Raw genomic sequence first — 13,632 nt, 5'->3', positions numbered from 1 at the left:
TCCTAGACTTGGACTCATGCAACCGACTCGCGCCGTCCGCCCGTTCGAGGTCGTCAGCGAGTACGCGCCGAGCGGCGACCAGCCTCAGGCGATCAAAGAACTCGCCGCCCGCATCAACGCGGGGGAGACGGATGTCGTTCTGCTCGGTGCGACCGGAACCGGAAAGTCGGCGACGGCCGCGTGGCTCGTCGAGCAGGTGCAGCGTCCGACGCTCGTGCTCTCGCACAACAAGACCCTCGCTGCGCAGCTGGCGAACGAGTTCCGCGACCTGATGCCGAACAACGCGGTCGAGTACTTCGTCTCGTACTACGACTACTACCAGCCGGAGGCGTACGTTCCGCAGACGGACACCTTCATCGAGAAAGACTCCTCCATCAATTCGGAGGTGGAAAGGCTTCGGCACTCGACGACGAACTCGCTGCTGAGTCGCCGCGACGTCGTGGTCGTCTCTACCGTCTCCTGCATCTACGGGCTGGGCGCGGCCGAGGAATACCTGGATGCCATGGCCGCGGTTCAGGTGGGCCAGCAGATCGGTCGGGACAATCTCATCCGCATGTTCGTCAACATGCAGTACCAGCGCAACGACATCGACTTCTCCAGGGGCAAGTTCCGTGTGCGGGGCGACACCATCGAGATCATCCCGATGTACGAGGAGCACGCGATCCGCATCGAGTTGTTCGGCGACGAGGTCGAGGCGCTGTACTCGCTGCATCCGCTCACCGGAGAGATCATCAAGCAGTTGGATGCCGTCTCCGTCTTCCCGGCGACGCACTACGCCGCGAGCCCGGAGACGATGCAGCGCGCCATCGGCACGATCAAGATCGAGCTGGCGCAGCGACTGGAGGAGTTGGAGCGCGAGGGCAAGCTGCTCGAGGCTCAGCGGCTGCGCATGCGCACCTCGTTCGACATCGAGATGATGGAGCAGATCGGTTTCTGCTCCGGTATCGAGAACTACTCCCGCCACATCGACGGCCGTGCACCCGGCGAGGCGCCGCACTGCCTGCTCGACTACTTCCCCGACGATTTCCTGCTCGTCATCGACGAGTCGCACGTGACGGTCCCACAGATCGGCGCCATGTACGAGGGCGACGCCTCCCGTAAGCGCACCCTCGTCGAGCACGGCTTCCGGCTGCCGAGTGCGCTCGACAACCGTCCTCTGAAGTGGGAGGAGTTCACCGAGCGCATCGGGCAGACGGTATACATGTCGGCCACCCCTGGACGATATGAGATGGGCATCGCCGACGGTGTGGTGGAGCAGATCATCCGCCCGACCGGGCTCATCGACCCCGAGGTCGTCGTGAAGCCCACGAAGGGCCAGATCGACGACCTGCTCGAGGAGATCCGGGTGCGGGTGGAGCGTGACGAGCGCGTGCTCGTCACGACACTGACGAAGAAGATGGCGGAGGAGCTCACCGACTACCTGGCCGAAGCGGGGGTGCGGGTGCGATATCTGCACTCCGACGTCGACACTCTGCGCAGGGTCGAACTGCTCACCGAACTGCGACAGGGCGTCTACGACGTGCTCGTCGGCATCAATCTGCTGCGCGAAGGACTCGATCTTCCCGAGGTGTCGTTGGTGGCCATCCTCGACGCCGACAAGGAGGGTTTCCTGCGATCGTCGACGTCACTCATCCAGACGATCGGCCGTGCCGCGCGCAATGTCTCCGGCGAGGTGCACATGTACGCAGACGTGCTCACCGATTCGATGAAGCAGGCGATCGACGAGACGAACCGGCGGCGTGAGAAGCAGGTCGAGTACAACAGGGTGAACGGCATCGACCCGCAGCCGTTGCGCAAGCGGATCGCCGACATCACCGATGTGCTCGCGCGCGAGGGTGCCGACACCCAGAAGATGCTCGCAGCGCGAAGCGGTTCGTCGAAGAAGAAGGCGCCGACGCCCAACCTTCGTCGCGAGGGCATTGCTGCGGAGGGCGCTGAGGAACTCGAGTCGATCATCGCGGACCTGAATGACCAGATGCTCGCTGCCGCCGGCGAGTTGAAGTTCGAGCTGGCGGCCCGGCTGCGCGACGAACTCGCCGACCTGAAACGGGATCTGCGCCAGATGGAGAAGGCCGGGCACGCATGACGGCCTTCCACGACCTGTTCGACACTGTGGTGCTTTCGACACTGTGGTGCTTTCGACACTGTGGTGCTTTCGACACTGTGGTGCTGCGGCGCCGTGGGACTTCGACGGCACTGCGCCCGAGCAGCGCGGACCGGGCGCAGTGCCCTAACGTGAGCGAGTGGGCAAGGGCGGTGATGCTCGTCGGCGATCGGCAGTCGGTCTGATCGTCGTCGTCGCGGTGCTCGGGCTCGTGCTCGTCGCGGGAACCCTGATGTCCGGCCCTCTTCGCGCCGGGCGCCCGCTCTGGCTCCCTACAGCCGGGAACGGTGCGCCGCATCCCGTCGCTCCCGCTCCGTTCCAGACCCGCGGTCCCGCCCCGACCCCGACGCGGCACTTCTCGCCGGCCGAGTTGCAGCTCTGGTTGGTGTGGGCAACGCTTGCGGCGATAGTGGTCGCGGGCATCGTCGTCTATCTGGTGCGGCGAGCCCTGCGCCGTTCCCGGATTCTCACCGAGCCGGCGGATGGCCGCATGTCGGCGGTCTCCGCACCCACCGCCGACGCACGCACCGACGACCCGATCGCGCCGGTGGTGGTGCGCGGCATCGATCGCGCCATCGCGTTGCTCGACGATGCCAGGGAGCCGAACGACGCGATCGTGCGAGCGTGGCTCGGACTGCAGGACGCGGCGGAGGCGTCCGGTGCCGGACGCCGCCCGTCGGAGACGCCCGGCGAGTACACGACCCGCATCATCGCCCGGTTCGGCACCGATCGAGACGCCGCGCTCACGTTGCTCGATCTCTACCAGGGGGTGCGGTTCGGCGGGCACCCGGTCGACACGACCACCGTCGAGTCGGCGCGGGCCTGCCTGACCCGGCTACGGGATTCGTGGCACGACGCGACAGGCGCGAACAGGACGGCGCATGGCTCGGCACGGGATGCGCCGCACACGGGATCCTCGACGCCGGCCGATCGGGGAGGCCTCTCGTGACCGATCTGCACCGCCGATCAGCGGGCCTCACGAGGGGCAGAGCCGTCGTTGCAGTGGTGGCCGGCGTGATCGCGAGCGTAGTGCTCTGGTATTTCGGCGTCGATCTCGGTTTCGCCTGCGCCATCGGATTCCTGGCGGTAGCGATCGGCCTCGCGTGGGCCGCCTACAGCGGGCCGAGCGCCGTGCGGTGGCCGTTCGAACGCCCCGCGCCTCGCCCGGGCACCCGGTCAGACGTCTCTCGACTGGCCTGGGGATTCCAGATGCGCAGGGGTTCGGTGCGCGAGCCGGGATTCAAAGCTGTCCGCGAACTCGCGGCCGTGCGGCTCGAACGGTTCGGCCTCGACCTGTCGACGCCGGGCGACCGAGAGGCGATCGTTGCACTCATCGGGGAGCCGTCGTACGCCGCCCTGAACCCGGTGCACGGCATCCTTCCTTCGACCGGGCGACTGGTGGGCTGTCTCGATGCTTTGGACGCACTTTCCGGCCACGGCGGCGCTCGAGGTACGGCCGAACCTCGTCCCGCCGCCCGCCGAGATCGCGACGCGACCGCCGAAGACCCACAGGCATCCGCCAGAAGAGGACACTGAACTTTCGTGACCGACGACAACATCGCAGAGCACCCGCAAGCCGCTCCGGCGGCCATCACGTCCATCGCCGAGACGGCCGCCGCGGTGCTGTCCGCCGTGGAGAGCGTCGTCATCGGGCAGAGCGAGCCCTTGCGCATCGCCATGGCGAGCATCCTGGCGGGCGGACACGTGCTGTTCGAGGACGTACCGGGTCTCGGCAAGACGCTCGCGGCACGCAGCCTCGCCTCGGCCATGGGCCTGCCGTTCAGGCGCCTCCAGTGCACACCCGATCTGCTGCCGGCCGACATCACCGGCTCGTACGTGTACGCGCCCACCAGCGGCGACTTCGTTTTCCGGCCAGGACCGGTCTTCACGGGGCTGCTGCTGGCGGACGAGCTCAACCGCACCGCGCCGAAGACGCAGTCCGCACTGCTGGAGGCCATGGCGGAGTCTCAGGTGACGGTGGAGGGGACGAGCTTCGCGCTACCCGCCCCGTTCCACGTGATCGCCACCGCGAACCCCATCGAGTACGAGGGCACTTACGCCCTCCCTGAGGCCCAGCTCGACCGTTTCCTGGTGCGGTTGAGCGTCGGGTATCCGGACCGCGCCGAGGAGGAGCAGGTGCTCGCGAACCGGCTGGCACGCCGCCGGGAGGTGGCGACGGTTCCCGCGGTGACGGATGCCGGCGGGCTGCTGTCCATGCAGGCGGGTGTCGAGCGAGTGCATGTGGATGCGGACATCCTTCGCTACTGCGTCGACCTCGCGGCGGCGACACGGGCCGACCGCACCGTCGAGGTGGGCGCGTCGCCACGGGGTTCCCAGGCGCTCATGCTGGTCGCGCGATCACTTGCCGTGATGGACGGCAGGGACTACGTCACACCCGACGACGTCAAACGGGTGGCGGTTCCTGCGTTGGCGCATCGTCTCACGCTGACTCCGGCGGCGTGGGCCGCGGGAACGGATGCCACGCGCATCGTCGCAGGAATCGTCGACATGGTGTCCGGCCCACCGGTGGTGGCTCGGGGTGGGAACGTGCGCGACCGAGATGTGCACAACGGCGATGTGCACAACGGAGCGGTGCACGACGGAATCGGGTCGTGACGATCTGGCGACGCACCGCCGTCCCCGCGGCCGGAACGCTCTGCGCGCTGATCGTGTGCGCTGCTGCGATCGTGTTCGGCCGCGCAGACGTCGCCCTCATCGGTGTGGTGCTCTTCGTCGCCGTGGCGGCCGCGACAAGGCACCCCGCGACGGCCGATCCGGTCGCCGTGACGCTCGTGCAGACGTCGGAGGACGAGCTCCACGCGCGATCGTCGGGGCGTGAACCGTCCCGAGACCTCGAGACCGCCGAGGGCGGTGATGCGCTCCGGCCGACCGCACCGGTGCGCATCGAGGTGACGGCGCCGGGCGACGTGGGGCTCGTGCTGCTGCGCATCACCACGCTGGGCTTCGAGGTGCAGCAGTTCGCCGTCGTTCCGCCCGCCGCGCTGCACGCGCGGGTCCCTCTTGCGCACTCCGGCGAGCAGGAGCTGCTCGCGGTGGAGCAGCGCGGAGTCACCCGCGGAGCGGGGTTCGTCGCCGATGCCGCATCACGCACTTCGCACCACGTGGTCGTCGAACCGGAACTCACACCGATCCGCTTCCTGCCGGTGCCTCGCCGGCTGCGCGGACTCACCGGCGCGCACCAGTCCGGCCGACCTGGCGACGGAGGCGAGTTCCGCGACATCCACCCGTTCGTGAGTGGCGATCGGCTTCGGCGGGTGGACTGGAAGGCCACGGCACGCCTGGCTCGGCGCCCAGGAGACCTGTACGTGCGACGCACGAACGCCACATCCGACGTCGACGTCGCGATCGTGTTCGACGACGCCGACGAGGTGGGCGAGGCCGTGGCCGAGTGGACGCTCGGCGACCCCACACTCACCGGGACGACCTCGATGGATGTCGCCCGCAACGCCGCCTGGAGTCTCGCCTCCGCCTACCTCGACGCCGGCGACGCCGTGGCGTTCCAGGTGCTGTCGCGTGCCGGGGGAGCGGTGCCCCGCGGATCGGGCGGCCGCCAGCGGGAACGGCTGAAGGCGGCGATCGCCCGCACGGCGCCGCATCCGCGCTTCCTCACCCGCGCTCGCACGCCGCTTGTGGCGCCGGGGGCGATGATCGTTCTGCTGTCCACGTTCCTCGACGGCGACGCCGTGCGGCTCGCCGCCCTGTGGCGCGCGGCCGGACACCGCGTGCTGGCCATCGACACGCTGCCGCGGCCCGATGCCGGCGCGCTGAACCGTCGTCAACTGCTCGCTCTGCGCGTGGTGCTCGGTCGTCGCGACGAGAGGCTGCGCGACCTGCTGGCGGTCGGTGCCGACATCGTCGCCTGGCACCGGTCGCCGGCCGAACGCTCCGCCGATCTTCGCTCCGTGAGCCGGCCGAGGCGACCATGAGCGAACGCCTTCACGCCAAGATATCCGTCGGCGCGCCCCTCCCCGGGTTCGCTCCACGGCTCGCCATCGCGTTGGTGGGCGGCGTCGCCGCGCTTCTTCTTGTGCCTGCACCGTTCGGATACCTCGGGTTGGCGTTCGCCATCCTCGGCGCCCTGTTCCCTGCCACGCTCGCCGCGTGGGGATGCGCACTCGTCATCGCGCTGACCCAGCTCGCGCGAACTCCCGAACCGGGGGACTGGCATCCTTACGCCACCCTCGCCGTCATTCACCTGTTGCACGTCATCGGGTCTCTCTCGATCGTCGTCGAACCCGGCGGTGTGCTGCAGGGGCGCGTGCTCCGCGGACCGCTGCTCGGATGGCTCGCCCTGCAGGTGCCCGCTCAGGGCGTGCTCGTTGCCGTGCTCCTCCTCGCTTCGGCGCAGCCGATTCCGCTGCCCTTGCCCGGAGTGTTCGCAGCCGTGGGCGCCGTCTGCATCGGAGCGCTCGTCGTGCTCATCATCCGCAGGCGATGATCGCTATCGGCTCACACGTTTGTCAGTGGCCCTCTCTAGACTTTTCGCGTGTCGATCTCGAAAGTGCAAGCTCACTCGAAACTCAGCGTTCGCGGTGCCCGCGTGCACAACCTCCGCAACGTCGACGTCGAGATTCCGCGTGATTCGCTGGTCGTCTTCACAGGACTCTCCGGGTCGGGAAAGTCTTCGCTCGCGTTCGACACGATCTTCGCCGAAGGACAGCGCCGATACGTCGAGTCGCTGTCGGCGTATGCCAGGCAGTTCCTCGGTCAGGTGGACCGTCCCGACGTCGACTTCATCGAGGGCCTCAGTCCCGCGGTGTCCATCGACCAGAAGTCCACGAACCGCAACCCACGGTCGACGGTGGGCACGATCACCGAGATCTTCGACTACATGCGGCTTCTCTGGGCGCGCATCGGCGTTCCGCATTGCCCGGTCTGCGGCGAGGTGATCCAGCGCCAGACGGTGCAGCAGATCGCCGACCAGCTCATGGAGTTGGAGCCGGGAACCCGCTACCTCGTGCTCAGCCCGATGGTCAAACAGAAGAAGGGCGAGTTCGTCGACCTGTTCGCCGAGCTGTCTGCGTCGGGCTATTCACGCGCCCTGGTCGACGGCGAGCAGGTGCAGCTCGCATCCCCCCCGACCCTGAAGAAGCAGTACAAGCACGACATCTCGGTCGTCGTCGACCGCCTGGTCGCGGGGCCCGACATCCTCACCCGCCTCACCGACTCGCTCGAGACAGCGCTACGGCTGACCGACGGGCTCGCCTCCGTCAGCTACGTCGACGAGTCGGGACCGGATGCCACGCGCAACTTCAGCGAGAAGCTCGCGTGCCCGAACGGCCACCCGATCCAGCTCACCGAGATCGAGCCGCGCACATTCTCGTTCAACGCCCCGTTCGGAGCCTGCCCCGAATGCTCCGGCCTGGGCACGCGCATGTCGGTGGACGACGAGCTGCTGCTCGGCGACCCTTCGCTGAGCATCTCGGAGGGCGTGATCCTGCCGTGGAGCACGCAGGGAAAGGGCCTCTATCAGTACTACGACAAACTGCTCGACGGTCTCGCCCGCGATCTCGGCTTCGACCTCGGCGCACCGTGGGACGAACTGCCGCGCACGGTGCGCGACGCGATCCTGCGTGGCAAGGACTTCAAGGTCAAGGTCAAGTGGCGCAACCGCTACGGCCGCGAGCTCAGCTACACGTCCGGTTTCGAGGGTGTTGTGCCCTACATCGAGCGCCAGTACCTGCAGGCGGACTCCGACACGCAGCGGCAGCGCTGGGCCGAGTATCTGAGGGAGGTGCCGTGCCCGGTGTGCCAGGGCAAGCGGCTGAAGCCCGAGGTGCTCGCCGTGCTCATCCACGGTCACAGCATCGCCGACGTCGCCGATCTGAGCCTCGCCGATGCCAGGGCGTTCATGAACAAGCTCGAGCTGACGGAGCGGGAGCAGATCATCGCGGCGCAGGTGCTCCGCGAGATCAAGGTGCGCCTCGACTTTCTCATCCAGGTCGGTTTGAACTACCTCAGCATGGGCCGCGCAGCGGCGACGCTCTCCGGCGGCGAGGCGCAGCGCATCCGGCTCGCCACCCAGATCGGCTCCGGCCTCACCGGCGTGCTCTACGTGCTCGACGAGCCCAGCATCGGGCTTCACCAGCGTGACAACCGCCGGCTGATCGACACCCTCGTCGCGCTCCGCAATCTCGGCAACACGCTCATCGTGGTCGAGCATGATGAAGACACCATCCGCACAGCGGACTGGATCGTCGACATCGGACCCGGCGCCGGCGAGGGTGGCGGCCGTGTCGTGCACTCGGGAACGTACGACGAGCTGCTGGACAACGCGGAGTCTCTCACCGGCGACTATCTGGCCGGTCGCCGTACGATCGAGACGCCTGCCAAGCGTAGGTCGATCGATCCGGGGCGGATGCTCCGGGTCGTCGGCGCCAACGCCAACAATCTGCGCAACCTGACCGTCGACTTCCCGCTGGGCGTCTTCGTCGCGGTCACCGGCGTGAGCGGCTCGGGCAAGTCATCCCTGGTGAACGACATCCTGTACCGGGTGCTGGCGAACCGTCTCAATGGAGCACGCAAAGTGGCCGGCAAGCACACCCGCGTCACCGGCACGGAACACCTCGACAAGGTCGTGCACGTCGATCAGGCGCCGATCGGCCGAACACCGCGATCCAACCCGGCCACGTACACCGGCGTGTTCGACCGCATCCGCACGCTGTTCGCTGAGACCGCCGAGGCGAAGGCGCGCGGCTACCTGCCGGGACGGTTCAGTTTCAACGTCAAAGGCGGTCGCTGTGAAGCGTGCTCCGGCGACGGCACGATCAAGATCGAAATGAACTTCCTGCCCGACGTGTACGTCGCATGCGAGGTCTGCGGGGGAGCCCGCTACAACCGCGACACGCTCCAGGTGCACTACAAGGGCAGGAACATCGCCGAGGTGCTCGACATGCCCATCGAGGAGGCTGCGGAGTTCTTCAAGCCGATCTCCGCCATCCACCGCTACCTGCAGACGCTCGTCGACGTGGGACTCGGCTATGTGCGGCTCGGGCAGAGCGCCACCACGCTCTCCGGTGGCGAAGCTCAACGTGTGAAGCTCGCCACGGAGCTGCAGCGGCGGAGCAACGGGCGCAGCGTCTACGTGCTCGACGAGCCGACGACCGGGCTGCACTTCGAAGACGTGCGCAAGCTGCTCGAGGTGCTGAACGGCCTGGTCGACAAGGGCAACACGGTGATCGTCATCGAGCACAACCTCGACGTGGTCAAGTCCGCCGACTGGATCATCGACCTCGGTCCGGAGGGGGGCTCAGGCGGCGGTCGCATCATCGCGACGGGCACGCCGGAGAAGATTGCGACGGTCAAAGCCAGCCATACCGGTGTCTTCCTGCGCGAGATGTTGGACGCCGACACCCGCGTCGAGCAGAAGACCGCCTGATCAGCGATGGCAGACACCGTCCCGTATCGCCCCAAGTCCGGCGAGATCCCCACCGGACCGGGCGTCTACCGGTTCCGGGACGCCAAGAAGCGCGTGCTCTACGTGGGCAAGGCGAAGAACTTGCGCGCACGGCTGAGCAACTACTTCCAGCCGCTGCGCAACCTGCACGAGCGCACCAGACGCATGGTGACAACGGCCGCGAGCGTCGAATGGACGGTGGTTGCCAACGAGTTCGAGGCGCTGCAGCTCGAGTACACGTGGATCAAGGAGTTCAGTCCTCCGTTCAACGTGCAGTTCCGTGACGACAAGACCTACCCGTACCTCGCCGTCACGCTCGCCGACGACGTGCCGCGCACCATGGTCACCCGCAACCGGGGCATCAAGGGGGCTCGCTACTTCGGCCCGTACACGAAGGTGTGGGCGATCCGCGAGACTCTCGACCTCATGCTCAAGGCGTTCCCGATGCGCAGCTGCTCCGACGGTGTGTATCACAGGGCCGAACTGACCGGCCGTCCCTGCCTGCTCGGCGACATCGGCAAGTGCGTCGCTCCCTGCGTCGGCCGGGTCACGCTCGAGGAGCACCGTGAAGTGGCCGACGACTTCGTGTCATTCATGGCGGGCAACGACACCAGCTATGTACGTGCCCTCGAGCAGCGCATGCGCGAGGCCGCCGAACATCAGCAGTACGAGGCCGCCGCCCGACACCGCGACAGCATCCAGGCGATGCGCGCCGTGATGGAGAAGACGGCGGTCGTGTTCTCCGACGATGTCGACACGGATGTCTTCGGAATAGCCGACGACGAGCTGGCGGCGGCCGTGCATCAATTCATCGTCCGCGGCGGCCGCATCCGCGGAACCCGCAGCTGGGTGGTCGACAAGGAGCTCGACGTCGAGGTCGCCCAGCTTGTCGAGACCGTGCTGGAGAACGCGTACGACGGCGGGTTCACCCCTCCGCGCGAGATCCTCGTACCGGTTCTGCCGGACGACGCCGCGGAGCTCGAGCGGTGGCTCGGCACGCGCCGAACGCAGGGCGCTGAGGGCACGCGGAGCAGGGGGGTCGCACCATCCAAGGTGCGGCTGCGCATCGCCCATCGCGGGGAGAAGGCCGCGCTGGCACAGACCGCTGAGACGAATGCGAAGAACGCGCTCATGCTGTACAAGACGCGACGCAGTGCTGACTTCGTCGCCCGGTCGCAGGCGCTCGAAGACATCCGTGATGCGCTGGACATGCACGACGCGCCGCTACGCATGGAGTGCTACGACGTGTCGCACCTCTCCGGCACAAACATCGTCGCGTCGATGGTCGTGTTCGAAGACGGCCTCCCGCGAAAAGACCAGTACCGCAGGTTCAGCATTCCCGCCTCCACCGACGACACGGAATCGATCTACCAGGTGCTCACCCGGCGACTCGCCTACCTGAAGTCCGACGCGTACGATGCCGGCGCGGATACCGCACCGGCGGCGAGTGCGGATGCCGCTGCACCCGCGAGCGCGGATGCAACGAGCACCGCTGCCTCAAATACTGACGACGAGACTGCGGATGCCGCAAGCACGGCGGAAGATGCTGGGGAGCCCGAGGTCGGCCGACGCCCGCGCAAGTTCTCGTATCCGCCGCAGCTGCTGCTCGTCGACGGCGGGCAGCCACAGGTCGCCGCGGCACAGCGAGCACTGCAGGAATCCGGTGTGACGGGCATCCAACTCGCCGGAATCGCTAAGCGGCTGGAGGAACTTTGGCTGCCAGACTCGGACTTCCCGGTCATCCTGCCCCGCAACAGCGACGCCCTGTTCCTGGTGCAGCGCATCCGTGACGAGGCACACCGCTTCGCGATCACGTACCAGCGCGCTCGTCGCAAGCGAGACATCGCCTCCGTGCTCACCGAGGTGCCGGGGCTCGGCCCGGCACGGGTGAAGGAGCTGCTGCGACATTTCGGCTCGGTCTCCGAGTTGAGGAAGGCCGGCGTGGAGCAGATCGCCGAGGTGCGTGGCATCGGCCCGAGGCTCGCCGCGACTGTCGAAGAGGCGCTGCGCGGCTGAGTCGCGAGCGCGCATCAGCCGCAGCCGCCCGGAACGACAGCGCAGATGCCGTCAGCCGGCGTTCGCTCGCAGCCATGCGATCGGGTCGACCAGGCCGCCATTCACCCGCACCTCGAAGTGCAGGTGGTTCGCACTCGACTGCCCTGTGCTCCCGACGAGACCGATCAACTGGCCCGCGGCGACCGTGTCTCCGGCCTGGACTGCACGGCTGCCGTAGGTCATGTGCCCGTAGGTGGTCTCGACGCGCTGGCCGCCGATCTCGTGCTGGATGACGATTCCGACGCCGTAACCGTAGTAGCTCTCGCTGGAGACCTTCACGGTGCCGGCCGCCGCGGCGAAGATCGGCGTGCCGGCGCCCACGAGCAGATCGACCCCCTGGTGCTCGCCGCCTCTGGACATGAATCCGTCACCGATCGAGTCGTAGTAGGGCAGCGGCCAGCGCACCGCGCCGCTGCCCGGAGCGACCATGCTGAGGTCGACGTTGCTCAGCGCCGACGCCGCCTGCTTGGTCTTGGCGACCGCGGCGGCTGCCGCCTTGGCCCGGTCCAGTTCGTCCTGAGTCGTCGCGGTGTAGTCGTCGTGCTGCGGATCCGGCGCCATGACGGCGCCGATGGCGAGTCGCTGAGCGGCGCCGTGATGGTAAGACATCGTCGCCACCGGGTCGCCCTGTGGCGACGAGGCGAATGCCGGAAGCGAGACCGTCGCGAACAGGCCGGCGACGACGCTGAAGATCAGGAACGGCCGCAGCACCCGCCGGATGGCTCCACCGGCGTCGCGTGGACCGCGACGGTACGGCCGCCGCCCGTTGTCCGTGGTTGCGCGTGCGATGCGGGCGCGGCGCCGTTCGGCCGGATCGGCCCGGTGTCTGATGCGGCGGTTCCTGATGCGGGATTCGTTCATAGGCGTTTCGTGTCGTCGCCGATCCTGAGTGCGCTGACGAACCCGTGCGGGAACGTGTGAGCGTCGAGATCGACTGTCTGAAAATACTCGAAGATTACGGTTCTGTCACATCCCACCGCGCAGCCGACACTCTTCCCCATCACCGGAAGTGCTGCGAGGAGCCCACTGCGCCCTGCGCTTCGGCTAGAACTCGCCTCGCACAGGCCGGACCAGCGTTGCGGATAGGCTGATACGAGCCCGATCGCTTCGAAGATCGAGCACCTGCGACTGGCGTGGCGGAGGACGCATGGGGGAAGAACCGGAGACCTCGGAGCAGCAGGAGCTGTTGATCGTCACCGGCATGTCCGGGGCGGGTCGCTCGACGGTGGCCAACGCGCTGGAAGACCTCGACTGGTACGTCGTCGACAACCTCCCGCCGCAGATGCTGCGCCCGCTGATCGACCTTGCCGGTCGCGCGGGGTCACGTCTGCCGCGGGTCGCGGCAGTCGTCGATGTGCGAGGCCGCGGCCTCTTCTCCGACCTGCAGGAGATGATCCAGTCTCTGCGCGGCGGCGTGCAGGTGCGCGTGCTCTTCCTCGACGCTACGGATGCGGCGCTCGTGCGGCGCTTCGAATCCGTGCGGCGTCCGCACCCGCTGCAGGGCACCGGCACGATCCTCGACGGCATCATGGCCGAGCGTGCCCGCGTGCGCGAACTACGCGAATCGGCCGACATCATCATCGACACGTCGGACCTCAACATCCATCAGCTGGCGGTGGAGATCAACCAGATCTTCGCCGCGCAGGATTCTGCCGACATCCAACTCACTCTCCTGAGCTTCGGCTTCAAATACGGGCTGCCGCCGGATGCCGACCTGGTCGCCGATGCCCGCTTCCTGCCCAATCCGTTCTGGCAGCCCGAACTGCGGGCGCTGACCGGTCTCGACCCCGACGTGCGCGAGTTCGTCTTGGAGCAGACCGGCGCCTTGGAGTTCGTGGATGACTACTCGAAGGCGTTGCGACCGGTGCTGGAGGGCTATCGCAGGGAGAACAAGCGGCACGCCACCATCGCGGTAGGCTGCACTGGGGGCAAGCATCGCTCGGTGGCCATAGCGGAAGCACTGGCCGCTCGTCTGCGCGATGCTCCCGGCGTTGCGGTGGCGATCAAGCACCGTGATCTCGGCCGGGAATGACTTGATCGCGTATCGCGTCGCCTC

10 protein-coding genes are annotated in these 13,632 nt (G+C 67.6%); 9 read left to right on the top strand and 1 reads right to left on the bottom strand.

All coding sequences use genetic code 11. The features are described from left to right. Positions 1 to 16: 16 nt before the first annotated feature. From uvrB to uvrC, 8 genes are all read left to right on the top strand, one after another. On the top strand, positions 17 to 2,086 hold the full coding sequence (gene uvrB / locus ACYVDK_RS03615; RefSeq protein ID WP_460518080.1) for an excinuclease ABC subunit UvrB: 2,070 nt from the start codon (positions 17 to 19) through the stop codon (positions 2,084 to 2,086). Positions 2,087 to 2,243: 157 nt separating this feature from the next. Continuing rightward, positions 2,244 to 3,053 (top strand): DUF4129 domain-containing protein, encoded by an 810-nt coding sequence (locus ACYVDK_RS03610; protein ID WP_460518077.1) that lies wholly within the window; start codon positions 2,244 to 2,246, stop codon positions 3,051 to 3,053. Continuing rightward, on the top strand, positions 3,050 to 3,640 hold the full coding sequence (locus tag ACYVDK_RS03605; protein WP_460518075.1) for a hypothetical protein: 591 nt from the start codon (positions 3,050 to 3,052) through the stop codon (positions 3,638 to 3,640). Before ACYVDK_RS03610 ends, ACYVDK_RS03605 begins: the two co-directional genes overlap by 4 nt. Positions 3,641 to 3,646: 6 nt before the next feature. Continuing rightward, a complete protein-coding gene (locus ACYVDK_RS03600; RefSeq protein WP_460518072.1) occupies positions 3,647 to 4,720 on the top strand; it encodes an AAA family ATPase in 1,074 nt (357 codons plus the stop codon). Further along, on the top strand, positions 4,717 to 6,051 hold the full coding sequence (locus ACYVDK_RS03595; protein ID WP_460518069.1) for a DUF58 domain-containing protein: 1,335 nt from the start codon (positions 4,717 to 4,719) through the stop codon (positions 6,049 to 6,051). The genes ACYVDK_RS03600 and ACYVDK_RS03595 overlap by 4 nt, the downstream gene beginning before the upstream one ends. After that, complete coding sequence (locus ACYVDK_RS03590) at positions 6,048 to 6,563, top strand: hypothetical protein (RefSeq protein ID WP_460518066.1); 516 nt, start codon at positions 6,048 to 6,050, stop codon at positions 6,561 to 6,563. Before ACYVDK_RS03595 ends, ACYVDK_RS03590 begins: the two co-directional genes overlap by 4 nt. A 48-nt stretch (positions 6,564 to 6,611) precedes the next feature. Next, the gene (gene uvrA, locus ACYVDK_RS03585; RefSeq protein ID WP_460518064.1) at positions 6,612 to 9,503 is read left to right on the top strand and encodes an excinuclease ABC subunit UvrA; all 2,892 of its coding nucleotides are present in this window, start codon (positions 6,612 to 6,614) and stop codon (positions 9,501 to 9,503) included. Between the two features lie 6 nt (positions 9,504 to 9,509). Further along, a complete protein-coding gene (uvrC, locus tag ACYVDK_RS03580; protein ID WP_460518061.1) occupies positions 9,510 to 11,537 on the top strand; it encodes an excinuclease ABC subunit UvrC in 2,028 nt (675 codons plus the stop codon). Between the two features lie 51 nt (positions 11,538 to 11,588). Here the strand turns inward: uvrC and ACYVDK_RS03575 are convergent, their stop codons facing one another. Next, positions 11,589 to 12,437 carry a M23 family metallopeptidase gene (locus ACYVDK_RS03575; protein WP_460518059.1) on the bottom strand — a complete coding sequence of 283 codons (849 nt, stop codon included), beginning with the start codon at positions 12,435 to 12,437 and terminating at the stop codon, positions 11,589 to 11,591. Between the two features lie 286 nt (positions 12,438 to 12,723). On the opposite strand from ACYVDK_RS03575, the gene rapZ reads away from it, so the two are divergent. Next, positions 12,724 to 13,608, top strand: coding sequence for a RapZ family nucleotide-binding protein (gene rapZ, locus ACYVDK_RS03570; protein ID WP_460518056.1), 885 nt, complete (start codon positions 12,724 to 12,726; stop codon positions 13,606 to 13,608). The last annotated feature ends 24 nt before the right edge of the window (positions 13,609 to 13,632 follow it).

Source organism: Humibacter antri (assembly GCF_054777235.1).
This window is presented reverse-complemented; position numbering and strand designations above follow the sequence as displayed.